The organism is Streptomyces sp. NPDC001890 (genome assembly GCF_042891445.1).
In the GTDB taxonomy this organism is placed as follows: domain Bacteria; phylum Actinomycetota; class Actinomycetes; order Streptomycetales; family Streptomycetaceae; genus Streptomyces.
Map to the genome: position 1 here is coordinate 54,516 of NZ_JBIATE010000010.1, position 22,527 is coordinate 77,042.

Here is a 22,527-nt window from a genome sequence, read left to right on the forward strand (position 1 = left end):
GGAGACGATGACCGACGAACTCGCCTACAAGGCTTTGGAGGGCCTGGGGGCAGCGCCGCTGTGGAACTTTTACGGGAACCTGTTCCCCGCCCAACCGCGCAGCCGCGCCGTGCCCTACCGCTGGAGCTGGCAGGAACTGCGCCCGCACCTGGTGCACTTCTCCAAGACTCTCTCGCTGGAGGAGGCCGAACGGCGAGTCCTCATGCTGGTCAATCCCGGCCTGACCGATCCCCCCGCCACCGTCAACACCCTCTATGCCGGCCTGCAGATCATCCTGCCCGGCGAGACCGCACAGGCTCACCGGCACACGTCCAACGCCTTCCGCTTCATCCTGGAGGGAAGCGGCGCATGGACGACGGTCAACGGCGAGCGGGTCTTCATGTCCCCCGGCGATCTGCTGCTCACTCCCGGCTGGCACTGGCACGACCACACCCACGAGGGCCACGAGCCGATGATTTGGCTCGATGCTCTCGACTACCCGCTCGTCAACGCTCTGGAAGCCGGCTTCTACGAGCAGTACCCCCAGCGTCTCCAGCCTGTCACCCGGCCCGACGAAGCAGGCAGCAGGCAGTTCCTGCACGGCCGACTGACCCCCGTCTGGCTCTCCCAGGACGGGCCCAACTCCCCCGTCACCCGCTACACCTGGCAGGAGACGCATCGGGCCCTGGAAGGCATCGCCGACACCGCCGAAGGAAGCGATGTCGACGGCATCGTCCTCGAATACACGAATCCGTGGACGGGCGGTCCGGTGATGCCCACCATCGGCTGCCGCATCCAGCGTCTGCGCCCCGGCTTCCGAGGAGCCGGACGCAGGCACACGGCCTCCACCATCTTCAGCGTCGTACGCGGCGAGGGGGCCACGATCGTGGACGGCGTGCGGCTGGAATGGTCCGAGAACGACACCTTCGCCGTGCCCGGCTGGGCGTCCTACCGGCACCTGAACGCCTCCTCCTCGCAGGACGCCGTCCTGTTCTCCTACAGCGACGAGCCCGTCATGCGCTCCCTCGGCCTCTACCGCACGGAAAGCGCCGACCCCGGCGCCTGATCCGCCCATTCGACACCTCAGAAGGAGGCCATGATGCGTCTGGCCCTGTTCAACAAGGGGCGACTCGGACTCGTCGACGGCTACGAACTCGTCGATGTGACCGAACAACTCGCCGGCTCCCGCACCCCCGGTGCGGCCGGTGCGCTCCACCAGCACATCGAGGCCGCCGCCCGCGGCGGCGCGACAGAGATCGACCTCGCCGGCTGCGCACGCGTCCCGCTCGCCGAGGCAGTCCTCGAAGCCCCTCTGCCACGCCCCGGCAAGATCGTCGGCGCGCCGGTCAACTACCTCGACCACAAGGCCGAGATGGAGTACACCACCTCGGTCGCCGAACTCGGCGTCTTCCTCAAGGCGAACTCGTCCGTCATCGGGCCCGGCCAGGACATCCTCCTGCCCTACACCGACAAGCGCACTGACCAGGAAGGCGAACTGGGCGTCGTCATCGGACGCACCGCCACGCACGTCAGCGCCGACGACGCACTGGACCACGTGTTCGGCTACACATGCGTGCTGGACATCACCGTCCGTTCCGGCGAGGACCGCTCCACGCGGAAGTCGTTCGACACTTTCACCCCCATCGGCCCCTGGGTCGTGACCGCGGACGAGATCCCGGACCCGGACACCCTCGATCTGCGATGTGACGTGGGCGGCACCACCAGGCAGCGGACCAACACGGCAGACCTGATCTTCGGTGTCCGTGAACTGATCGCCTACACCTCCTCCGTCATGACGCTGCACCCGGGCGACGTGATCGCGACGGGCACGCCGGCCGGCGTGGGGCCGCTCAGCCACGGCGACCGGGTCGTTCTGGAGATCGAGCAGGTCGGTCGCCTGGAAGTGGGCGTCGACGGATCCCGGGCCACCCCCTACGAGCAGCGACCCGGGCGCCGAGATCGCTGACGGAAGGGCCGCACACGAGGTGGTGCCGCGCACTCGTAGACTCCTGGGCGTGCCGGCCGTCTCCTTGGCCGGCACCACCTCGGCGACGGACGAACGGAGCACTGTGGCGCGCGCGCTGGATCTGCACAACTACATCGGACACCTGATCCGACGTGCGGAACAGGTACACACCGCTCTGTGGTCCCAGCATGTGTCCCGGGAGATCACCTCCCAGCAGTTCTCCGTCCTGAACGCTCTGCGCCAGAAACCGGGCATCGACCAGCGCACCCTCGCGCACCTCACCTCGCTGGACCGCTCCACGGTCAACCAGATGATCCGCCGTCTGACCGAGCAGCACTACGTGAGTCAGGTGCGGGACGAGGACGACCGCAGACGAACCCTGCTGAGTCTGACCGACCAGGGAGCCGAGCTGCTCGACTCACTGATCCCTCCGGCAGAACGGGTCAACGAGCAACTCTTGAGCTCACTCCCCGCGAGCGAGCGGGCTCTGGCCGTGGAGATCCTCCAGAGAATTGCCACCATGGACGGCAGGTCGTTCCACGACGAGGCGTAACGCCCGTCAAGCAGCTGCCTCGGCGACAGCCCACTCGGCGCCTGGACATCCCACGCATCAACGCAGGCACGAGATGCCCCACGCCCCGGGCCCGGATGAGGAGTCACATCTTGCCTCACTATCGCATTCCTGAAGCAGCCCCGCCCAGCCTGCGGCAGCAGCCGCAGCCCCGCTTGGCCACCGGCACAGGTCCCGTCATCGGCCGCGCCCTGCAGATCCTCGACACCTTCACGGCCCAGCACCCTCATCTGAATCTGAGCGAACTGGCCCGCAAGGCCGACCTGCCGGTGTCCACCGTGCACCGCATGCTGGGAGAGCTTCTCGCCTGGGGAGCCCTCGAACGGGACGAGCACGGGCGCTACCGCGTCGGACTTCGGTTGTGGGAGGTCGGGTCCCTGGCGCCCCGTACCCAAGGGCTGCGTGAGCGCGCGCTGCCCTATCTGGAGGATCTGGCAGCCCTCACACGCGAGAACGTGCAACTCGCCGTCCGTGAGGAGTCGGAGATCGTCTTCGTGGAGCGCATCGGCTGCAGCAGCGCCGTGCCCACGCTGACACGCGTGGGCGGACGGCTCGCCATCACGGCTACCGGCGTGGGACTGGTCCTGCTCGCCCACGCCCCGGCCCATGTGCAGGATGCCGCGCTGACCCGACCGCTTCAGCGCCATACCCCCTTCACCTTGACCGACAGCAGTCAGCTCAGGAGGGTCCTCGCGCAAGTGCGGACGTGCGGCTACGCGGTGAGCGACCGGCAACTGTCTGCCGACACCCTCTCGGTCGCGGCACCCATCACGACCGCCGCCGGCGAGGTCGCAGCAGCCGTCTCCCTCGTCGTCCGGCACGGATCCATGCCAGTGGGAGCACTGGCAGATCTCGTCCGAACCAGCAGCCGCGCCATCTCACGGGTACTTCACACACCTGTTTCCTGAGATGTGCATGTCCGTCACGACTACTTTCCCGGCATACGGAAAAGGCCCTGGTCACCGGGCGCAGGTGCTCGGAACATGTCTGCGCCGACAGCCGAAGTCGCCACAGGCCATTTGCCGCTCTTCGGGCTCCGTCATCCATACCGCAGTCGACAGTGGAGTGCCGCCATGTACATGTTCTTCAGCCGCGTCGCCGCTCAGCGAGACCTCCGATGAGCGCCTCTTTGCAGGAGGCCCTGGACACGGGTCGCATGAGTCGCTTCCAGTGGCGCGCAATCGTGATCTGTGTGCTTCTCAACACCCTCGACGGTTTCGACGTGCTGGTCATGTCCTTCACCGGGAAGACGATCTCCGGTGAGTGGCATCTGGACTCCGGCACGCTGGGGCTTCTCCTCAGCAGCGGTCTGGCCGGCATGGCGCTGGGCGCCCTCCTCGTCGCCCCCTGGGCGGACCGGATCGGCAGAAGGCCCATCATCCTCGCCGGGCTGGTCGTGGCGGCGGTCGGCATGATGCTCTCCTCGGCCAGCCAGAACTGGCAACAGCTGGGAACGCTGCGCCTCGTGACGGGCGTCGGGATCGGCGCCGTTCTCGCCTGCAGCAATGTCATCGCCGGCGAGTTCGCCTCGCAGCGCTGGCGCGGCCTCGCCGTCAGCCTCAACTCCACCGGCTATGCCGTCGGCGCAACAGTCGGCGGCCTCTCATCCGTGGCACTCATCGACCACTACGGGTGGCGGTCGGTATTCCTGGTCGGCGGAGTGGCCACTCTGGTCGTCGTACCGCTCACCTTCTGGTTCCTCCCCGAGTCCCTTGACTTCCTCATCACGAGGAAACCCAAGAACGCCCTGAGCAGGGTCAACTCGCTCGCGCGCCGCATGGGACATCCCGAGCTCACCGCGCTTCCCGACTCGCCCCAAGCCGAGCGCTCACGTCCGGCCGGGTTCCGTCTTCTGCTCGCAGGGGAGCTGCGTCGCCCCACCCTGACGCTCTGGGCAGCCTTCTTCCTGGTGATGGCGGCCTTCTACTTCGTCACCAGCTGGACGCCAACGCTGCTGGTGGAAGCCGGCATGTCCTCGAACCAGGGCTTGACCGGCGGCACGCTGCTCAACCTGGGCGGCATCTTCGGAACGGCGCTCCTGGGTGCACTGGCTGCGCGCTTCGCCCTGATCAGCGTGCTACGGACCTACCTCTTTCTGGCAGGAGCACTGGTCACAGTGTTCGCAGCCTCCACCGACGTGCTCGTCCTGGCCTTTTCCCTCGGTGCGGTCATCGGCGTGGCTGTGAACGGATGCATCGCCGGCCTCTACGCGCTCACGCCGGGCGTCTACTCGACGCAGCTCCGCGCCACTGGCGTGGGTGCGGCCATCAGTGTCGGTCGCGTGGGCGCCATCGTCGCTCCCTCCGCGGCGGGTTGGCTGCTCCACTCCGGCTGGACACCACGGGGGCTTTACGTAGCCACTGGTGTCGTATTCGCCGCAGCGGGTCTGCTCCTGTTCACCACGCGCACGAAGCGGCCCGGAAAGGACACCGCAATCGTGGCGGAGCCCGCTCCCTCGGCTTCATAGCCTTCCAGTAATCCGGAGAACACGCGGACGACGCCCTCAGATGCTGACGCGTCTGTGGGCGTCGTCGCAGACACCTGCACCTCGCCCGACGACGGGCCGGCGTCCTTTTCGCGATGCTCCGCGTCAACGCCTTCAACGAACCCAGGCCGGCAGCCGCCGTCGCCTGGCCAGTGGCTCAACCAAGAGCACGACTTTCTCGGCCTCGATATCGAAGCCGAGCGCCGGACCAGCCGCAGCCGCCTCGTCCAGCGGCGCTCCCCACCTGATTCGCAGGGCCGTCGGCCCTTCCGGACGGTGCAGTTGGCCGACGTCGCGGACGAGGTCCAGGCCGAGGACTCGGTCGAGCAGGGCGAAGGTCTCGAACTTGGCACCGGCCGGCACATCGGATCCGCAGCTTGCGACCCGCCTTCGACATGAGCGCGAGGCGGCAGAGGACAGCTCTGGGGAGGTTTCCTGCAGCCGGTTACTTGTTGGCGAGTCGGGCCTTCTTGACCCTGTTGCCGCAGGTGTTCATCGAGCACCAGCGGCGATTCGCACCGCGACTGGTGTCGAGGAACAGGCCGGCGCAGCCAGGGCCTTCGCATGCTTTGATCCGGTCGCGGTCAGGGCCTCCGAGTACGTGGATGGCGTCGGCGGCAAGCACGCCGAGCGCGTCCGGTACCGGTGCTACCTTGCCCAGGTTCCAGACTGCGAGCCCGTTCTCGTCGAGCGCCGGCCTGGACTGTCCGGCGGTCGCGGCCCTGTTCAGGATCGCCGCGTCACCCAGATCGGGTCGCTGGGTGACAGTGACGGCCAGCCCGGCACGGTAGATCGCTTCCCTCAGGTCGAGTGCATCCTGGAGCTCGGCGGGTGAGACGTCGGGGACGCCGAGCCCCGCGGCATGCAACCAGAGCTTCAGCCGGCCGCGGCTGGAGAGCCGCTCCCGGGGCGCCGCGCCGGCCCGGTCGCTCATCGTCGCAGTGAAGCGAAACGCCAGCACCTCGTTGTCCAGCCGGAACAGTTGACGGGCCTCCATGGTCACCACCTTCCGCACCACCATGGACTGCTGCTTGAACCAGCTTAGCCAGTTCGACACGGGCATGGGCCCACGCCACAATGAACCGTCTTGGACAGTTCATGCGTGGAGGTTGCGCGATGGGCGAGGTTGCAGTCATCGGTCTGGGCGGAATGGGGCGGGCGATCGCGCGCAATCTGGTGCGGGCAGGCCATGAGGTTGTGGTGTGGAACCGTTCAGCAGGGCCTGCGGAAGAGCTCGCGGAGGCTGGTGCTCTCCGCGTCGCATCCGTCGCGGAGGCCCTCCAGTGCCCGGTGGTGTTCTCGGTCCTGTCCGACGACGCATCCGTTGCGGAGGTCTTTCTCGACTCCGGGGCCCTCGGCGAGGCCCGGCACGGGGCGGTCCACGTCAACGTGGCCACGGTGAGTGCCGGCCTGGCCCGCCGGGCCGCAGAGGCGCACGCCGCGCACGGGATCGGCTATGTCGCCGCCCCGGTGTTCGGCCGGGTCAGCGTCGCGGAGGCCGGTGCGCTGAACATCCTCGCCGCAGGAGAGCCCGAACTCATCGGCCGGGTCCAGCCGTTCTTCGACGCGATCGGATCCCGCACTTGGTGCCTGGGCGAGCTGCCCGAGCAGGCCAACATCGCCAAAGTCCTGGGCAACTACCTGATCGCCTGCGCGATCCAGTCGCTCGGGGAGGCGGTCAGCGTCGCCGACGCGGCCGGCGCCGACCCGGTCCAGTTCGTCGAACTGCTGGCCGCGACGCTCTTTCCCGGACCCGTCTACTCCGGATATGGATCGATGATCGCGCAGCGGAGATACCAGCCGGCCGGGTTCACCACAGCACTCGGACGCAAGGACCTCCACCTCGCCCTGGAGGCAGCAGCCGACCAAGCGGTCTCCTTGCCGTTCGGTGAACTGCTCAAAGGCGTGTTCGACCAGGCGATCGCCGACGGCCGCGCAACGGACGACTGGGCCGTGATCGCCGAGCAGCAGCCGCGGTGAACACCGCTGCTCATACTGTCGTTGCCGCGCGGCGCCGAGGTGATGGTCACCTTCCAACCAGCCTTCCTCACTCGGTTCGCCGAGCGCAACGAAAGCCACCGGAAGTAAGGAGACCTGGCCTTCGGAGGCACCGAATGGCGCGCCGTATTCGACCAGCCCTCGAACTCGAACCCAACATGGAACCTCTTCGCCGAATCCTGCTGGAACATGTCAAGGCTCAGCCGGACGGCCTCACCATGGCGCACCACAAGACGTTCACCCTCCCGTAGACCGTCCACGAGCCCAGCCAGGTAGGGTCGTCGGCGTCCGGGACCCGGCAGGAATGCACTCAGCCGCCGTCGAAGCCCTCCTCAAGGAGCGCCTGAGCCGAGAACACTGGACCCTCCCGTTCGCTGACTCCGGCCAAGCCGGTCTCCGGCGTTTCCAGGAGGGCGGCTTCGAAAGCTGCTCAACCAGGCGCGCCGGACAGCGTGAGCTGATCGGGGCGGTGCTGATTGCGATGGGCGAACGTACACATTGTCGGCCGCTGTGGATTCCCGCGAGGGCTGCGGGGGTGTTGATCGACGCCGATGGGAGCACTCCGACGGGGACTCCCATCGCGGGTACCGGGTGTCAGAGGCCCAGGGCCAGCATCACGATCAGTACGACCACGAGCAGCGCGACGTAGGCGACGGAGTGGACTCGGTCCGGGACGTGGCCGACGAGGCGTCTGGCCGCCGCGATGGTGGGGAGCGAGCCGATGAGCAGGGCGGCGCCCGCGGTGAGGTCGACGTAGCCGAGCTGTCCCGGGCCGGCGGGGGTGGTGGGGGCGAGGGCGTAGACCAGGGTCGCGGCCACGGCGACGGGGACGCTGAGCGGGTTGGCCATGGCGGTCGCCTCGGCCATGGGCAGGCCCCTGCGCCGAAGGAGCGGGACCGTCATGACGCTGCCGCCCACTCCCAGGCCGGCCGCCACGAGGCCGATGCCGAGGCCGCCGAAGGTGACGGTTCCCCGCTCCAGGGGCTGCGGACGGGTTCGGGGCGTCACGGAGAGGAAGCCCTTCCTCAGCAGGCTGTCGGCGATCGTGACCAACAGGTAGGCGGCGAACAGCAGGCGCAGCGCCGTGCCGCCGATCAAGGTGGTCGTGAAGGATCCGGCGAGGGCGCCCGCCGCGATGAAGGCCGCCAGCGGCCAGACGTACTCGCGGCGCAGCCGGCCCTGACGCCACTGGGCCAGGGCCGCCGCCGCGGCGTTGACGACCATGACGGCCGCCGAGGTCGCCACGGCGATGTGCATGGCGTCCGCGTCGGTTCCCGGCCGCGCCGACATGGTCAGGACGCCGTAGACGACGGGGACCGTGATGAAACCACCGCCGAAGCCGAAGAGCACGGTCGTGACGCCGGTCAGGCAGCCGAGGGACAGGAGGGTGAGGAAGGAGGTCAGCACTGGCCCGACATTAGGAAGCGCCGGGCTTGGCGGGCAATCGATGAATTGCCTCCTTCCTACGTGCAGCAGACACGGCACTCGGTCGCGCGTAGCCTCGCGGCATGCGGAACATTCCGGTCGCGGAGGTGGACGGGCTCGATCGTGCCGTGCTGGCCATCGGCACCGACTATCCCCCTGACCACCTGCTCCCCCGGCACGAGCACCGCCGCGCCCAGGTCCTGTACGCCGCCACCGGCGTCATGCGGGTCGAGACGGCGGACGGCAGCTGGACTGTGCCCACCGCCCGAGCCGTACTGATCCCGCCCGGGACCACGCATCAGGTCGCGATGACGGGCGTCTCCACCCGCAGCCTCTACATCGAGCCCGCCGCCGTGCCGTGGTTCCCGTCCCGCTGCCAGGCCGTCGACGTCTCCGCCCTGCTCCGGGAACTGATCCTGGAAGCCGTCGAGATGGAGCCGCGCTACCCCGAGCACAGCCGCGACGCGGCGGTCGCGGCCCTCATCCTCCACGAGCTCAGGAACCTCACCCCGCTGCCCCTCGATGTGCCGCTGCCGTCCGATCCGCGGCTGCGCGGACTGTGCGAGGCGTTCCTGCAGCAGCCGGACGTCCATGACCCGCCCGCGCGCTGGTGCGCGGTCCTCAACGTCAGCGAACGCACCCTGGCCCGCATGTTCCGGCGCGGCACCGGTCTGACCTTCTCGCAGTGGCGGCAGCGCGCCTGCGTCCTGCACTCCCTGCAGCACCTCACCGCAGGGACGCCCGTCACGCGGATCGCGGGCCTGCTCGGCTACGAGAACCCGGCTGCCTACACGGCCGCGTTCAAGGCGCTCCTGGGCCGGCCGCCGACGGCGTACCGGGGCCGGGAGGGCTGATCCGGGGGCGCCGGGCCCTCGGGCCATCCGGCCGGACCGCGCGGATGTACCACTCAGACCACCATCGGCCACTGGTGGCAGACGTCTACGAATACAGGCCCCCCGGCCCCGGCGAGGACGCCGCGTCCGGCGCGCTCCGCACCGGCGGTCGCGGCCTCGCACTCGTCGCCGCGCTCCGCGATCACTGGGAAACACCCCCTACCCGCCCAGCGGCAAGACCGTACGGGTTGAACTGACCACTGCGAACCGCGGGTGAGTCGAGTCGGCCGGACGCCATATCCGAAGACCGGCCACCCCAGCTGATCGCGCGTTGTCGTCGCCAACGCATCTGACAGGTAGTTCGACTCGAACGCCGCCTCCACCGTGCGGCCGGTGCTGTGCCCGAGGCCTTCCGGCGGCCATCAGGGGCGGACGAGAACGAGGCCGACCTTGCCTGGTCGTACCGCGTGCTCCATGGCGTCGGCCAGCTCGCCGAGGCTGTACGTGGCGGCCACCTCTCGACACGTACGACGAGGAGGTGGCTTCAGGGGCTGAACGGGCCGGGGTTCTCACGGACGAAATCGGCCACCCCTGAAGGAGGCCTCCCGATGACCTGCTCGACCCCGTCCGCCTTGCGGTCGTAACGATTCTCCGCGTGAAGGCGAGCCATGGTGGAGATGTGCTGGAAGACATGATCGGGCAGCCCCAACGGTCTGAGATCGTCGTCGACCCATTCCTGCAAGGGGACGTCGATGTAGCCGACCGGTCGGCCCAGGGCCCCGGAAACTTCCGCCGCCATGGCGGCGACGTCCTCGGAACGCGGGCCGGTCAGCTCATAAATCCGGCCGACGTGCGGCGCAGGATCGGCCAGGATCTCCTCCACGACCGCGGCGACGTCCCCGGCCGCCACAGGGGAAGTTTTCGCCCGGCCGAAAGGCAGCCTGATGCTTCCGTACTTCGCGATCGAGGAAAAGCCCACACGGAACAGCGGGTTCTCCATGAACACGGTCGGCCTGACCTGGACAACGGGCAGGCCCGACCAGCCGAGGACCTGCTCCACCAGCCACTGCTGCCGCTGCTGCACGGACTCGGAAGTGCTGGTGAGGTCCATCTCGGAGACGGTCAGCTGCGACATGTTCACGAACACGTCCAGGGCCCCGTACGCACGCGCGGTGGCCGCCACCGTCACAGCAGCCTCCAGATACTGCGCCGACACGCCCATGCCGAAGTACATACGTCCACAACCGGCCAGGGCGTCGGCGATGTCGCCCGCCCGCGTCAGGTCTCCGACGACGACCTCGGCGCCCGTCGCGCGCAGCTTTTGCGCCCGCTCGTCGTCGCGGCGCACCATGGCCCGGACGGGCAGGCCCCGACGCCGGAGGCCTTCGACCACGGAACGCCCGACGGCGCCGACACTGCCCGCCGCGCCTGTCACCAGAATGGGCAGCACACTGGTTTCCGGGGTGTGGTCCATACGCGCAGCCTGTGGTGCGCACTGCCAGGGCGCAACTGGAGCCCGCCGAACCGTCGGCGCCGCAACAACAGCCGGCTCATGCACGACAGACAGTCGGCCCATGCGACGGAATCGGCATACACCGGGCGGGCTCGACCGGCACGGTACATGCCGTCCGGTTGGAGCTGCACCGAGCAGCTGGAAAAGCGTTGAGTGAGGAGCGATCCGCCACCGCAGACGGCTCACGCGGCACGCCCTCACCCCCATGCCGCCCACTTCTTCACCGCGAACCGGTCGCCGACACGATGCACTTGTGCTGCGCCCGGCCCGGGAAAGTGCGCGGGGAACAGCAGGGCGCCCCGGTCCGCGGCCTCCTCCAGCACACGGCGCCGGCTTACCCGCGCGCGAGGTTCGTCCTCGTCGAAGCTGGGGCAGTCGTCCGGCTCTGCGATCTGCAGTGGGCTGTGCAAGAGGTCCCCGGCGAACACCGCCCGGTCCGTGCCCGACCGCAGCCATACGACGGAGGAGCCGGGCGTATGGCCGGGAGCCGGCTCGATACGGAGCTGGGCGTCGATGTCATGGTGGTCGCCCTCCCACAGCACAGTCTGTCCGGCCCGGTGCACGGGGGCGACGCTGTCCTCGAAGACGTTGGCCATCCGAGGGCCGGAGCGGGTCCGGTGTCCGTTGGCCGGGTTCCAGTAGTCGAAGTCGGCGCGCGAGATGACGTACTGGGCGTGAGGGAAGGTCGGGCGCCACTCTCCGTCGTCCGTCAGGCGGGTGTTCCAGCCGACGTGGTCGCCGTGGACATGGGTACAGATCACCGTGTCGACGTCCTGCGGGCGGACGCCTGCCGCAGCCAGCTCACCGAGGTAGTGGGTCTTCAGCCGGTGGAAGGACGGCATGGCCGGGCGCTCCCGGTCGTTACCGATGCCGGTGTCGATCAGAATGGTCCGGCCCTCGCTGCGGATCAGCCAGGTCTGGATCACCATGTGGACCTCGTCGGCGACCGGGTCGAAAAAGGCGGGGGCGAGCCAGTTCTCGTGTGCCTGCCAGTGCTCGACGGGCACGTCGGGGAAGACGTAGTCACGGGCGCGTCCTCTGGCGGCCACCTCCACCACACGGGTGATCTCCGCGTTTCCCAGCACGATGGTGTCCATGCCCCCAGCCTGCGTGACGAATGACGCAGCCGCTATCGGTCGCATGACTACATGCGCGGTCCGGCTCAGCGGTCCGACGCCCAGTCAGCCCGTGTCCCCTCTCGGCGCTCGTCCGCCACTGTGCTGTACGTCCGGCGATCCGGCGATTTCAGTCTCCCGCCCGATGGGCTCGGACATCGTCACCTCACCTCGGGCGATGTCGTCTCCGGTGCTCACGCTCCGGGGCCGAGGCATGGATTCGAAGTCACTAAACCTGGCTGCCGAAGCTGTGGCTCAACCCTCTGAAGGAGCGGAACATGAGCGAGCGCAGCAAGTTTCTGGAGCCGATCACCCGTGAGAACGTCGCCGTGGTGCTGGTGGACCACCAGGTGGGCCTGCTGTCCGGCGTCCGGGACATCCCGCTCGCGGCGAGCTGAAGCACAACGTGGCGGCGCTGGCACGCGCGGCGACCACATTGGGCATCCCGCTGGTAGTCACCACCACCGCGGCCGACAGCACGTGGGGGCCGCCCGTCACGAGGAGTGCTGGTGGCCGACGTCGCGGGCCAGGTCCAGGCCGAGGACCCGGTCCAGGTGGGCGAAGGTTTCGAACTTGGCGCCCGGCGGCACATCGGACCGGTCCGCCAGGTCGGCCAGCAGGGTCAGGACGGCGGTGACGTCGAGATCCTCGGCGAGCGCCGCGTACGACTGCCGCAGCAGGTCGGCGGGGATCGGCCGGGACGGCTCCTGCGCCCAGTCGGCGACCGAGCGGCGCCAGTCGCGCAGTGTTTGCCTGGCCTCGGCCAGCGCGGCGCCGGTGACCGTGATCGGTGTTCTGTAGGGGCTGGTGAGCAGCAGGAGGCGCACGGCCAGCGGGTCGGCGGTGTCCGTCGGATCGGGTGTGCCCGGGGCGGAGAGGTGCTGGGTCGGTGGGGCCGTGGTGACCTGGCCCACCTCGATCAGGGCGCCGCCCTCGGCGTCGGCCGGGTCGGTGGTGCCCTCGGGGACCACGTGGACGTCGGCGGGGCCGCCCAGTGCCGCGTCCGGGCGGTGGGCTCCGACGACCGCGGGGGGATGGATGCCGAGTACCGCCATGACCCGGTCCAGGGCACGGGCCCGGTCGGGCGTCAGCTCCGGGGTGGTGAGGACCGTGATGACCTGGAGGCCGTTCAGCTCGGCGGTGCGGGCCAGTACGTCGCCGATCAGCGGGACGCGCAGGTGCAGGGGGCCCAGGCCGGTGCCGGTGTCCGGCCCGGTGCCGATGCCGGGCAGTTGGACGCGGCTGCGCAGCAGGTGGCGTGGGGCGGCGGGTACTTCCACGAGGTGGCCGGTGCGGGTGTCGGCGATACGCAGCATGATGCGGAGGCTAGGCCGTGGCCGGGTGCCGGGCCTGTTGCCACGCCTCGCGCCGTGCTCGAAGCGGTCAGGAGGGGTCGTCGGGGAGCTCGGTGGCCGAGCGCATGTAGTCGTCGATGATCCGGTGGACCGCGCCGCGGTGGTCGGCCGGGTCGCCGTCGAGGCCGGCGGCGCGGAGCGCGAAGGCGCCGAACAGCTCCCAGCCCAGCAGTTGCGCGATGGCGATGGCGAAGGCCTCACGCACCTGTGTGTTGTCCTGCGCTCCCAGGGACACCGCGGCGTCCAGCGCCGACGAGCGTTCCTGGAACGAGGAGGGGGCCCGGTTGCTCAGCGCCAGCCAGGAAACCAGACGCACGTAGTCCATGCTGCGCTGTTCCTCGCTGCGGAGCCGGGCGAGGGCTTCGAGCGGGTCGGAGGCCGTGCGCACCGCCTCCAGGGTCTCGCGCTCCGACACGTCCAGCACGGCACGGATGAGGTCCTCGCGGCCGCCGATGTAGTGGTGGATGAGGCCGTGATTGACCCCGGCGTGCTGGGCGACGTCGCGGAGCGACACCGCGTCGGGGCCTCGTTCGGCGAAAAGGGCCCGTGCGGAGGAGACCAGTGCGGCCACCGTCTGCTCCCGGCCCAGGCGCGGCCGGCGGCCGGGACGGTTCGCGGGCTCGTCGTGCTTGTCGGTGTCCATGTTCTCGATTTTAGTCACTCGTCTAAAGTGAGGCGATCCGGGTCGGGGCGGCGCTCGCCCCGACCGGTGACGGAGAGAAGCACAAGAAGACGAGTGGAGGACTTGAACAATGGATACGCGTGAGTACGGCGACGGTGGTCCGCAACTGTCGGTGGTGGGCCTGGGGTGCAACAACTTCGGGATGAAGCTGGACGCCGAGGCGAGCCGGGCGGTGGTGGCCACCGCCCTGGACGCGGGTATCACCCACTTCGACACCGCTGAGATGTACGGCGAAGGCAAGTCCGAGGAGTTCCTCGGCGCCGCCCTCGCGGGCCGCCGCGACGAGGCCGTCATCGCCACCAAGTACCTTCCGCGGCCGCAGGACGAGCCCTGGACGCCGGGCGCCCTCGCGACGCGCATCCGCGAGGCGTGCGAGTCGAGCCTGCGCCGTCTGGGTACCGACCGGATCGATGTCTTCTACCAGCACTACCCGGACCCCGAGGCGCCGGTCGAGGAGGTCGTGGAGACGCTCGACGAGCTGGTGCGGGCCGGCAAGGTGCTGCACGTGGCCACCTCGAACGTCGACGCGGGGCAGATCAGCGGCTCCCGCCAGGTCGCCGAGAAGCTCGGGCTCGCCCGCTTCACCGGGGTGCAGGCCGAGTGGAACCTGCTTTCGCGCGATGTGGAGGCCGGTGTCGTTCCGGCGGCCAGGGCGGCGGGCATGGGTGTCGTGCCCTACTTCCCGCTCGCCTCCGGCCTGCTCACCGGCAAGTACGCCGCCGGGCAGCCCTACCCCGAAGGGTCGCGCTTCGCGCTCATCCCGTACTTCGCCCAGGTGGCGACCGAGGAGAACTTCCGCAAGGTCGAGCAGCTGACCCGGTTCGCGGCCGACCGCGGGCGGAGCATCATCGAGCTCGCCTTCGGCTGGCTCCTCGCCCAGGACGGCGTCGCCTCCGTCATCGCGGGCGCCACCACCCCCGAGCAGGTCGCCGCCAACGCCTCGGCGATCGGCTGGGAGCTGGACACCGAGGAGCTCGCGGCCGTGCAGGACATCCTGCGCTGAAACCGCCGCACACCCACGACCGAGGAACAGGACCTTTCATGACCACCTCACAGGACACCTCGCAGGACACCTTCCAGGGCAAGGTCGCCGTCATCACCGGGGCCTCCGCGGGCATCGGTGCCGGTTTCGCCGAGCACGCCGCCTCCCTCGGAATGAGGCTGGTCCTCGCCGACATCGCCGAGGACCGGCTGGCCGCCGTGGTGCGGGCGCTCGCCGACCAGGGCGCCGAGGTCGAGGGCGTCGTCACCGACGTCTCCGACCCGGCGTCCGTGGAGGCGCTCGCCGAGCGGGCGTACGAGCGCTTCGGCACGGTCGATCTGCTGCTCAACAACGCGGGGATCATGGCGATGGGCTACTCCTGGGAGATCCCCGCCGAGCGCTGGGACGCCATGCTGCGGATCAACATCGGCGGGTACGTCAACGGCATCCGGGCCTTCGTGCCGCGGCTGCTCGCCCAGGGCGGAAAGGCGTGGGTGGTGAACGTGTCGTCCGTCGGCGGGTTCCTGCCGAGCCCGCTGATGGCGCCGTACAGCGTGACGAAGTTCGGCACGCTGGCGCTGACCGAGTCGCTCGCCTACGAATTGCAGATGAAGCAGTCGGACATCCAGGTGTCGGTCGTCTTCCCGGACTCCGTCCAGAGCGAGATCTTCAAGGTCGACGCTCCCGGCCAGGAGGCTCAGCCGGAGGTCGCCGCGTTCAACGCGCAGCTCCAGGCGCGGGCCGACTCCGCCGGGATCACACCGCTGGAGCACGCGCGACGGTGCTTCGAGCAGATCGCCGAGGGGCGTTACTGGGTGTTCCCGCAGCCGGAGATGGTGGACGCGGCGCTGCCGGCGCGCACGGACATGATCCTGGGGCGGCACAACCCGGTGCTGAACCCGAACGTCTGACGCGATACGCCCGAGTGATGAAGTGGCGGGCCCCGCCCCGTCGCTTCTCGCTTCTCACTTCTCCTCGGTCAGCTGCTCGTCCAGTTCGTCGAAGAGCAGCTCGCCGTGGTCGATCTGGCCGGTCCGGTAGGCGGATCGCGCCACGAGGTGGGCTGCTACGGGGCCGGTCATCAGCTGGAAGAAGCCGATCAGGCCGAGGGTCGCCAGGTCCATGCCGCTGCGCAGTCGCAGGGCGACCCCGGCGAGGACCAGGAGCATGCCGAGGGTCTGCGGCTTGGTCGCGGCATGGCTGCGGGAGAGCACGTCCGGCAGGCGCAGCATCCCGATCACACCGAGCAGGCAGATGGCCGCGCCGATGAGGACCAGGACCGCGCCCGCCATGTCGAGGACCTGGAGCCAGACGTTCACCGCGGTTCCCCCTCGCGGCCTCCGGTGCCGCTCCCGGTGCCGCCCCCGGTCCGGTCCGTGCCGTGTCGCGGCGGTCTGTCGCGTACGGCGATGAAGCGGGCGATGCCGACCGACCCCGTGAACCCGAGGAACGCCAGCACCAGCATGATCGGGAAGTAGAACGAGTCGCGCGCGAAGGCGGACTTGGCGCCGAGGCCCGCGATGATGAGGGCCGCGCACACATCGAGCGAGATGGCCCGGTCCAGCATGGAGGGGCCCCGCCGGATGCGGGCGAGGAGCCCCGCTCCGGCGATGACGATCAGCACGACGGCCGCGGTGAGCAGTGCCCGGTCGACGGTCTCCGGTGCGCTCATGCGTCGCTCTCCCGGTCGGTTGCGGTCGGTGGTGGCGGTGCGGCGACGCGGGCGATCTCGTCCGCGGTGCCGAAGGCCCGTACGGTCAGCCGTTCCAGGCGCCAGACGGAGCGGCGCGCCGCGTCGAGCACGGCAGGCCGGTCCGCGTCGAGGACGTGCAGGAAGACGGTGGCCGTGGCGCGGCGTACCTCGACGACCGATCCGCCGGGCACGTTGGACACGGCGACGGCGGTGGCCGCGAGCATGAGGTCGGAGCGGCAGCGCAGCGGTACCGCGATGACGGCGGCCCGGTGCGGGTGGTCGACGAAGATCTGCCGGGTGACGCGCACGCCCGAGGTGTACATGTCGTAGAGCAGGTACCCGGCGAGCATCAGGATGCCCCAGGGGTGCAGGCGCAGGCCCAGGTCGACCCGGGGCAGCGGGAAGGCCAGGCAGACGGCGACGGCGACGACCACGCCGGTGAGCAGGTTGACCCAGTTCGGGCTGGACCAGAGCAGCACCCAGATCAGGGTGAGCCAGGCGATGAGCGGAAGGTCGAGCACGCGTCGTCGGCGCCCGACGAACTCGCAGCTGAAGGGCGGCAGGTCCTTGTTCCGGAAGGACAGCCTGAGCAGGCGTTTCACCGGCCGAGCACCGCCTGTACGTAGGGGGTCCGCGCGAGGAGTTCGGCGGCCGCGCGGTCGGTGTAGGAGGTCAGGGGCCCGGCGAACACGGTGAAGGCGAGGCCGAGCGCGACGGTCGCGGCGGTGGCCCAGGTCATCGGCAGGGGCAGTTTGGTCGTGGTGGTGACGGCGTGCCCGTGCAGGGTGGCCGCGACGGCCCGTCCGGCGGGCTGGTGGCGGGGGCGGACCGGTTCGTCGCCGGTGCCGGGGATCCGGTCGGGGCCCTCGTCCGCATCGTCGTCGTCCTCGTCGGAGTCGGACTCCAGGACGGTGCCGGTGGCGGCCTGTCCGGGGGGTGCGGCCCGCCAGAACGCCAGGTTCCAGACCTTGGCCATCACGTACAGGGTCAGGAGGCTGGTCACCGCCGACCCGGTGACCAGGATCCACGCCCAGACGCCGCCGTCGGCGACACCGGCCCGCATCAGCCCGAGTTTGCCGATGAAGCCGGAGAGCGGCGGGATGCCGGCCAGGTTCATGGCGGGTACGAAGAAGAGGGCGGCGAGCACCGGGGCGGCCTTGGCGAGGCCGCCGATCCGGGTGAGTTCGGTGGTGCCGCCCCGGCGTTCGATCAGCCCGGCCACCAGGAACAGCGTGGTCTGCACGGTGATGTGGTGGGCGACGTAGACGATCGCGCCGCCGTACGCGTCCCGGGTGGCGAGGCCGATCCCGAAGACCATGAAGCCGATGTGGCTGATGAGGGTGAAGGAGAGCAGCCGTTTCAGGTCGGTCTGGGCGACGGCTCCGAGGATCCCGACGACCATCGAGGCGAGCGCGGCGGCCATCAGCAGGTCGCCGAGCCGGTTGCCGGGGAAGAGCAGGGTCTCGGTGCGCAGCATGCAGTAGACGCCGACCTTGGTGAGCAGTCCCGCGAAGACGGCGGTGACCGGGGCGGGTGCGGTGGGGTAGGAGTCGGGGAGCCAGGCGGCGAGCGGGAAGACAGCGGCCTTGATGGCGAAGACGGTGAGCAGCATCGCCTGGATCAGGGTCTGGACGCCGAGCGGGAGTCCGGCGAGGCGGCCGGCGAGCTGGGCGAAGTTCGCGGTGCCGGTCGCCGCGTACGTCATGGCGATGGCGGTGAGGAAGAGCATCGATGAGAAGAGGGAGATGATCACGTAGGTGGAGCCCGCGCGGATGCGGGGGCCGGTGCCGCCGAGGGTGAGCAGGACGAAGCTGGCGACGAGCATGATCTCGAAGCCGACGTAGAGGTTGACGAGGTCGCCGGCGAGGAAGGTGCAGGAGACCCCGGCGACCAGGATCAGGTAGGCGGGATGGAAGACCGCTACGGGTGTCTCCTCCTCCCGGTCGGCCATGCCCTGCCCGAGGGAGTAGACCAGCACGCAGAGGGTGACGGCCGAGGAGACGGTCAGCATCAGCCCGGACAGCCGGTCGGCGACCAGGGTGATGCCGAGCGGCGGGGCGAAGTCGCCGAGGTGGACGGTGAGCGGGCCGCGCATGTCGGCGACGGTCATCAGGGTGACGGAGAGCCCCAGTACGGCGGTGAGCACGGCGACGCTGATGAGGCGCTGGAGCTGTTTGAGGCGGGTGCCGAAGGCGAGGCTGAGGCCGGTGGCGCAGAGCGGCAGCAGCACCGGCAGGGGGACGAGTGCGTTCATCCGGTGGCTCCCGGGTCGGCGTCGGGGCGGTTCTGCTGGGCCCCGTGGTCCTCGGGGTCGGGGCGGTCCTGCTGGGCCCCGTGGTCCTCGGCGTCGGGGCGGTTCTGCGGGGCCGCGTAGTCCTCGGGGTCGGCGCCCAGTACGTCGTGCCAGAGGTCCCCGGTGGCGTCCCGGCCGCGGGCCTGGAGGGCGCGGTCGGCGCGCAGCCGGGCGCGCAGGCGGCGGCGTTCCTCGCGGTACCGGGCGCGTTCCTCGTCCGTGACGTCGTCGGCGGCCCGGAAGCGCTCGCGCAGTTCGTCCCGCTCCCCCAGCACCTCGGCGCGCAGCACGATCCGGCGGTCCTCCAGGTCGTCGTGGACCTCGTCGGTGCCGGTCAACTGATGGCTGCGGTAGGCCATGGCGAGGAGGAACGCGGTGGTGGCGAGGGTGATGACGATCGCGGTGAGCGCGATGGCCTGGGGCAGCGGGTCGGTGACCCGGCCCAGCGGGACGCCGTAGAGGAGCGGTTCCGCGCCGGCGCGTCCGCCCGCGGCGAGGACGAGCAGGTTGATGCCGTTGCCGGCGATGACCGCGCCGAGCAGGATGCGGGTGAGCGGGCGGGTGAGCATGAGGATGCCGCCCACCGCGCAGAGCACCGCGGCGGTGGCCAGGAGGGAGGCGCTGACGGTCATCCTGGGGTGCCTCCCGTGCCGGGGGCCGGTCGCGGTGGTGCGGCGGCTGCGGCGGCCGCCTGCTCGGCCGCCGCTCGCTCGATCTGGCGGTCGATCTTGGCGCCGAGCGCGCGCACGATGTCCAGCACGACGCCCAGGACCAGCAGGTAGACGCCGAAGTCGAAGAGGATGGGCGTACCGATGTGGTATTCGCCGATCAGCGGCAGCCGGCCGTAGTGGGTCCAGGCGTGCAGGACCGTTCCGTCGGCGAGGCCGAGCAGGGCGACGCCGGTGGAGACGAACAGTCCGAGGCCGGTGAAGAGTCCGGGCTGCAGCGGGGCGGCCTCGGCCAGTTCGAACCGGCCGCCCGCCAGGTAACGGGTGATCAGGGCGAGTCCGGCGACGAGCCCGGCGACGAAACCGCCGCCCGGCATGTTCTCGGCGCAGAACAGCAGGTACAGCGAGAGCACCAGGACCGGGTGGAACAGCAGCCGGGCCACGACCTCGAAGACGACGGAGCGGTGCTCGGGCGCCAGCGTCGAGCCGGCCGCGAGCCAGTCGCGCTCCGGTGCCCCTTCGTCGCCGTGCGGGAGGCCCGTCATCCCGGGTGCCGTCAATGACCAGGCGGTACGTCCCCGTACCTCGTCGCGCGGTGACGACTCCTCGGTCCGGCGGTGCAGGTAGATCAGGCTCGTGACGCCGACCGCCGCCGCCGCGAGCACCGCCGACTCCCCCATCGTGTCCCAGGACCGCAGGTCGACGAGAATGGTGGCCACGACGTCCTTGAGCCCGTGGTGGGAGACCTCCTCGACCATGGCCGCGCCCGCCGGATCGGCCTCGCGGGCGGCCGCCGCGACCCACACCACCACGCCGAGCGTCGCCGCCGCGGCCAGCGCCACCGGGATGCGCACCGCGCGCCGCCAGGTGCTGACGGACTCCTGGAAGTGCACCGGCATCCGCCGCAGCACCAGCACGAACACGATCATCGACACGGTCTCGACGCAGAACTGGGTGAGCGCCAGGTCCGGGCCGCCCTGGACGACGAAGAGCAGCGCCGCGCCGTATCCGGTGAGCCCGGCCAGGACCACGGCCTTCATCCGGCGGCGGACGGTGAGGCACATGAGTGCGGCCGCGCAGGTCAGTACGGCGACGGCGCCCTGGAGGGGGATGTCCCAGATCCTCGGGGCGGCGGCGGTGTGCCAGGGCCGGTCCATGACGAGGACGGTGAGCTGGCCTGCCAGCATCACGAGCAGGGTGGTGGCGAGGTAGCCGGAGAGCGAGCCGCGCTGGACGAAGCCGGTGAGCTGGAGGGAGAGCCGTTCCAGGCCGAGCAGCAGGTGTCCGAAGACGCTGTCGGCGGATCTCCAGGCGATCCGCCGGGAGATCCGGGTCACGCCGGAGCGCCCCAGGAAGAGCAGCACACCGCCCGCGGCGGCGACGGCCGAGAGCAGCAGAGCGGTCCCGAAGCCGTGCCAGAGCGCGAGGTGGTACGGATGCGCGGACGGCTCGAAGGCGTCCGCGTACGCGCTGAACAGCCGGTCGGTCCAGCCGATGCCCGGCCCCAGCACCAGCCCGCACAGCGCGAGCAGGGCGGGCGATGCGAGGAACGGCCACCCGACCCGGTGCACCGGGGTGTCCTCGGCCCCGGGCTTGCGGCAGAAGGCGCCCCAGACGAACCGCAGGGTGTACGCGACGGTCAGCGCCGAGCCCGCGACCGTGACGCCCAGCGCCCAGCGGTCGGCGGTCGATCCCTCCAGCAGCGCCTCGAAGGCCGCCTCCTTGGCGGCGAAGCCGAGCAGCGGGGGCAGGGCCGCCATGGACGCGGCGGCGAGGACCGCGACCGCGCAGACGTGCGGCAGCGTCCGGCCGACCCCGGAGAGCCTGCGCAGATCACGGGTGCCCGCGGCGTGGTCGACGATGCCCGTGACGAGGAACAGCGGGGCCTTGAACAGTGCGTGGGCCAGGATCATGACGGCGGCGGCCAGCGCGGTGTCCCGGTTGCCGGCCCCGGCGAGCAGGGTGAGGAAGCCGAGCTGGCTGACGGTGCCGTAGGCGAGGACGAGTTTGAGGTCGTTCAGGCGCAGCGCCCGCCAGCCGCCGAGCAGCATGGTCGCGGCGCCGAGGACGATCACGACGGGCCGCCAGACGGGCACGTCCGCGAAGCCGGGCGCGAGCCGCGCGACGAGGTAGACCCCGGCCTTCACCATCGCGGCGGCGTGCAGATAGGCGCTGACGGGGGTGGGCGCGGCCATGGCGTTGGGCAGCCAGAGGCTGAACGGCCAGATCGCCGACTTCGACAGGGCCCCGCACAGGATCAGCACCACCGCGACGGAGACCGCGAGGGTGGCCCGGGGCGGGTCGGCGAGGATGGCGGAGATACGGTACGTGCCCGCCGACTGACCGATGATCAGGAAACCGACGAACATCGCGAGACCGCCGAGGGTGGTCACGGTGAGCGCCTGGAGCGCGGAGCGGCGGCTGTGCTTCCGCTCGCTGTCGTATCCAATCAGCAGGAAGGAGAAGACCGTGGTCAGCTCCCAGAACACATAGAGCGAGATCAGGTCGTCGGCGAGGACGAGGGCGAGCATGGCGCCCGCGAACGCCAGGAGATTCCCTGCGAATCCGGCCAGTTGGGGGGAGTCGTCGGTGAAGTACGAGGCGCAGTAGAGCAGGACGAGCGTGCCGATCCCGGCCGCGAGCAGCACCATCAGTTCGGCGAGCGCGTCGAACCGCAGCGCGACGGTGACGTCGTAGGCGGGCATCCACCGCCACGACCAGGTGACCGCGCCGCCGGACGCCGCGGTGTTCCACTGCGTGGCCGCCCACACGGTGGCGGCGGCCGGTGGCAGGGCGAGGACGACGAAGGCGCGCCTGCCCAGCCTCCGTACCAGCGGGCGTGCGAAGGCGGCCAGGACGAAGTGGCAGACGATGAGCGCGGTCATACGGCCCCGGGGGAGGTTCCGCGCCCTGCGCGGACGGGCGTCCCGGGTTCAGGTGATACGTAACGGGCGAACAGCACTGAATAC

General features: G+C 70.2%; 22 protein-coding genes. 9 read left to right on the top strand and 13 right to left on the bottom strand.

All coding sequences use genetic code 11. The features are described from left to right. Positions 1-7: 7 nt before the first annotated feature. The 5 genes from ACFYY1_RS23780 to ACFYY1_RS23800 all read left to right on the top strand — a co-directional run bounded on the left by ACFYY1_RS23780 (position 8) and on the right by ACFYY1_RS23800 (position 4,983). Positions 8-1,045 carry a cupin domain-containing protein gene (locus ACFYY1_RS23780; RefSeq protein ID WP_388588799.1) on the top strand — a complete coding sequence of 346 codons (1,038 nt, stop codon included), beginning with the start codon at positions 8-10 and terminating at the stop codon, positions 1,043-1,045. Between the two features lie 30 nt (positions 1,046-1,075). After that, on the top strand, positions 1,076-1,945 hold the full coding sequence (locus tag ACFYY1_RS23785; protein WP_388588801.1) for a fumarylacetoacetate hydrolase family protein: 870 nt from the start codon (positions 1,076-1,078) through the stop codon (positions 1,943-1,945). Between the two features lie 49 nt (positions 1,946-1,994). Beyond that, positions 1,995-2,498: a MarR family winged helix-turn-helix transcriptional regulator gene (locus ACFYY1_RS23790; protein WP_388588804.1), complete on the top strand. Its 504-nt coding sequence runs from the start codon at positions 1,995-1,997 to the stop codon at positions 2,496-2,498. 110 nt (positions 2,499-2,608) lie between these two features. Beyond that, positions 2,609-3,424, top strand: coding sequence for an IclR family transcriptional regulator (locus ACFYY1_RS23795; RefSeq protein WP_388588807.1), 816 nt, complete (start codon positions 2,609-2,611; stop codon positions 3,422-3,424). A 209-nt stretch (positions 3,425-3,633) separates the two neighbouring features. After that, the gene (locus ACFYY1_RS23800) at positions 3,634-4,983 is read left to right on the top strand and encodes an MFS transporter (protein ID WP_388588809.1); all 1,350 of its coding nucleotides are present in this window, start codon (positions 3,634-3,636) and stop codon (positions 4,981-4,983) included. A 132-nt stretch (positions 4,984-5,115) separates the two neighbouring features. On the opposite strand, the gene ACFYY1_RS23805 is transcribed toward ACFYY1_RS23800, so the two are convergent. Both ACFYY1_RS23805 and ACFYY1_RS23810 read right to left on the bottom strand, forming a co-directional pair. Continuing rightward, positions 5,116-5,364, bottom strand: a complete 249-nt coding sequence (locus ACFYY1_RS23805) for a hypothetical protein (protein ID WP_388588812.1) — start codon at positions 5,362-5,364, stop codon at positions 5,116-5,118. Positions 5,365-5,446: 82 nt separating this feature from the next. Next, positions 5,447-6,064, bottom strand: coding sequence for a CGNR zinc finger domain-containing protein (locus tag ACFYY1_RS23810; RefSeq protein WP_388588814.1), 618 nt, complete (start codon positions 6,062-6,064; stop codon positions 5,447-5,449). A 53-nt stretch (positions 6,065-6,117) separates the two neighbouring features. Here ACFYY1_RS23810 and ACFYY1_RS23815 point away from each other — a divergent pair, with 53 nt between their 5' ends. Beyond that, entirely contained in the window at positions 6,118-6,981 is an 864-nt protein-coding gene (locus ACFYY1_RS23815; RefSeq protein WP_388588816.1) for an NAD(P)-dependent oxidoreductase, read from the top strand. 612 nt (positions 6,982-7,593) lie between these two features. On the opposite strand, the gene ACFYY1_RS23820 is transcribed toward ACFYY1_RS23815, so the two are convergent. Then, positions 7,594-8,406 (bottom strand): sulfite exporter TauE/SafE family protein, encoded by an 813-nt coding sequence (locus ACFYY1_RS23820; protein WP_388588819.1) that lies wholly within the window; start codon positions 8,404-8,406, stop codon positions 7,594-7,596. Positions 8,407-8,507: 101 nt separating this feature from the next. Here ACFYY1_RS23820 and ACFYY1_RS23825 point away from each other — a divergent pair, with 101 nt between their 5' ends. Next, entirely contained in the window at positions 8,508-9,278 is a 771-nt protein-coding gene (locus tag ACFYY1_RS23825; protein ID WP_388588820.1) for an AraC family transcriptional regulator, read from the top strand. 523 nt (positions 9,279-9,801) lie between these two features. Here ACFYY1_RS23825 and ACFYY1_RS23830 read toward each other — a convergent pair. The 4 genes from ACFYY1_RS23830 to ACFYY1_RS23845 form a co-directional block, all read right to left on the bottom strand. Then, positions 9,802-10,731 carry an NAD(P)H-binding protein gene (locus ACFYY1_RS23830; RefSeq protein ID WP_388588821.1) on the bottom strand — a complete coding sequence of 310 codons (930 nt, stop codon included), beginning with the start codon at positions 10,729-10,731 and terminating at the stop codon, positions 9,802-9,804. A gap of 236 nt (positions 10,732-10,967) precedes the next feature. Next, complete coding sequence (locus ACFYY1_RS23835) at positions 10,968-11,867, bottom strand: MBL fold metallo-hydrolase (protein WP_388588823.1); 900 nt, start codon at positions 11,865-11,867, stop codon at positions 10,968-10,970. Positions 11,868-12,379: 512 nt separating this feature from the next. Next, positions 12,380-13,201, bottom strand: coding sequence for a hypothetical protein (locus tag ACFYY1_RS23840; RefSeq protein ID WP_388588825.1), 822 nt, complete (start codon positions 13,199-13,201; stop codon positions 12,380-12,382). Positions 13,202-13,268: 67 nt separating this feature from the next. Further along, entirely contained in the window at positions 13,269-13,883 is a 615-nt protein-coding gene (locus tag ACFYY1_RS23845; RefSeq protein ID WP_388588827.1) for a TetR/AcrR family transcriptional regulator, read from the bottom strand. A 109-nt stretch (positions 13,884-13,992) separates the two neighbouring features. Here ACFYY1_RS23845 and ACFYY1_RS23850 point away from each other — a divergent pair, with 109 nt between their 5' ends. Together ACFYY1_RS23850 and ACFYY1_RS23855 are read left to right on the top strand one after the other, a co-directional pair. Then, complete coding sequence (locus ACFYY1_RS23850; RefSeq protein ID WP_388588830.1) at positions 13,993-14,925, top strand: aldo/keto reductase; 933 nt, start codon at positions 13,993-13,995, stop codon at positions 14,923-14,925. A 38-nt stretch (positions 14,926-14,963) separates the two neighbouring features. Further along, a complete protein-coding gene (locus ACFYY1_RS23855) occupies positions 14,964-15,815 on the top strand; it encodes an SDR family NAD(P)-dependent oxidoreductase (RefSeq protein WP_388588833.1) in 852 nt (283 codons plus the stop codon). Positions 15,816-15,869: 54 nt separating this feature from the next. Here ACFYY1_RS23855 and mnhG read toward each other — a convergent pair whose 3' ends face one another. From mnhG to ACFYY1_RS23885, 6 genes are read right to left on the bottom strand one after another with little or no spacing between them, the layout of a single operon-like run. After that, entirely contained in the window at positions 15,870-16,223 is a 354-nt protein-coding gene (mnhG, locus tag ACFYY1_RS23860) for a monovalent cation/H(+) antiporter subunit G (RefSeq protein ID WP_388588836.1), read from the bottom strand. Beyond that, a complete protein-coding gene (locus ACFYY1_RS23865; protein WP_388588839.1) occupies positions 16,220-16,576 on the bottom strand; it encodes a monovalent cation/H+ antiporter complex subunit F in 357 nt (118 codons plus the stop codon). The genes mnhG and ACFYY1_RS23865 overlap by 4 nt, the downstream gene beginning before the upstream one ends. Further along, on the bottom strand, positions 16,573-17,199 hold the full coding sequence (locus tag ACFYY1_RS23870; protein ID WP_388588842.1) for a Na+/H+ antiporter subunit E: 627 nt from the start codon (positions 17,197-17,199) through the stop codon (positions 16,573-16,575). The genes ACFYY1_RS23865 and ACFYY1_RS23870 overlap by 4 nt, the downstream gene beginning before the upstream one ends. Next, positions 17,196-18,851 (bottom strand): Na+/H+ antiporter subunit D, encoded by a 1,656-nt coding sequence (locus tag ACFYY1_RS23875; protein ID WP_388588844.1) that lies wholly within the window; start codon positions 18,849-18,851, stop codon positions 17,196-17,198. The genes ACFYY1_RS23870 and ACFYY1_RS23875 overlap by 4 nt, the downstream gene beginning before the upstream one ends. Further along, positions 18,848-19,522, bottom strand: coding sequence for a Na(+)/H(+) antiporter subunit C (locus ACFYY1_RS23880; RefSeq protein WP_388588846.1), 675 nt, complete (start codon positions 19,520-19,522; stop codon positions 18,848-18,850). Before ACFYY1_RS23880 ends, ACFYY1_RS23875 begins: the two co-directional genes overlap by 4 nt. After that, entirely contained in the window at positions 19,519-22,443 is a 2,925-nt protein-coding gene (locus ACFYY1_RS23885; RefSeq protein WP_388588848.1) for a Na+/H+ antiporter subunit A, read from the bottom strand. The genes ACFYY1_RS23880 and ACFYY1_RS23885 overlap by 4 nt, the downstream gene beginning before the upstream one ends. Between the last annotated feature and the right edge of the window lie 84 nt (positions 22,444-22,527).

Coding starts and splice junctions, on each gene's coding strand:
- ACFYY1_RS23780 (WP_388588799.1), top strand. CDS start 8: ATGACCGACGAACTCGCCTACAAGGCTTTGGAGGGCCTGGGGGCAGCG.
- ACFYY1_RS23840 (WP_388588825.1), bottom strand. CDS start 13,201: ATGCTGCGTATCGCCGACACCCGCACCGGCCACCTCGTGGAAGTACCC.
- ACFYY1_RS23815 (WP_388588816.1), top strand. CDS start 6,118: ATGGGCGAGGTTGCAGTCATCGGTCTGGGCGGAATGGGGCGGGCGATC.
- ACFYY1_RS23875 (WP_388588844.1), bottom strand. CDS start 18,851: ATGAACGCACTCGTCCCCCTGCCGGTGCTGCTGCCGCTCTGCGCCACC.
- ACFYY1_RS23825 (WP_388588820.1), top strand. CDS start 8,508: ATGCGGAACATTCCGGTCGCGGAGGTGGACGGGCTCGATCGTGCCGTG.
- ACFYY1_RS23800 (WP_388588809.1), top strand. CDS start 3,634: ATGAGCGCCTCTTTGCAGGAGGCCCTGGACACGGGTCGCATGAGTCGC.
- ACFYY1_RS23885 (WP_388588848.1), bottom strand. CDS start 22,443: ATGACCGCGCTCATCGTCTGCCACTTCGTCCTGGCCGCCTTCGCACGC.
- ACFYY1_RS23810 (WP_388588814.1), bottom strand. CDS start 6,064: ATGCCCGTGTCGAACTGGCTAAGCTGGTTCAAGCAGCAGTCCATGGTG.
- ACFYY1_RS23880 (WP_388588846.1), bottom strand. CDS start 19,522: ATGACCGTCAGCGCCTCCCTCCTGGCCACCGCCGCGGTGCTCTGCGCG.
- ACFYY1_RS23830 (WP_388588821.1), bottom strand. CDS start 10,731: ATGGACCACACCCCGGAAACCAGTGTGCTGCCCATTCTGGTGACAGGC.
- ACFYY1_RS23785 (WP_388588801.1), top strand. CDS start 1,076: ATGATGCGTCTGGCCCTGTTCAACAAGGGGCGACTCGGACTCGTCGAC.
- ACFYY1_RS23850 (WP_388588830.1), top strand. CDS start 13,993: ATGGATACGCGTGAGTACGGCGACGGTGGTCCGCAACTGTCGGTGGTG.
- ACFYY1_RS23845 (WP_388588827.1), bottom strand. CDS start 13,883: ATGGACACCGACAAGCACGACGAGCCCGCGAACCGTCCCGGCCGCCGG.
- ACFYY1_RS23835 (WP_388588823.1), bottom strand. CDS start 11,867: ATGGACACCATCGTGCTGGGAAACGCGGAGATCACCCGTGTGGTGGAG.
- ACFYY1_RS23865 (WP_388588839.1), bottom strand. CDS start 16,576: ATGAGCGCACCGGAGACCGTCGACCGGGCACTGCTCACCGCGGCCGTC.
- ACFYY1_RS23855 (WP_388588833.1), top strand. CDS start 14,964: ATGACCACCTCACAGGACACCTCGCAGGACACCTTCCAGGGCAAGGTC.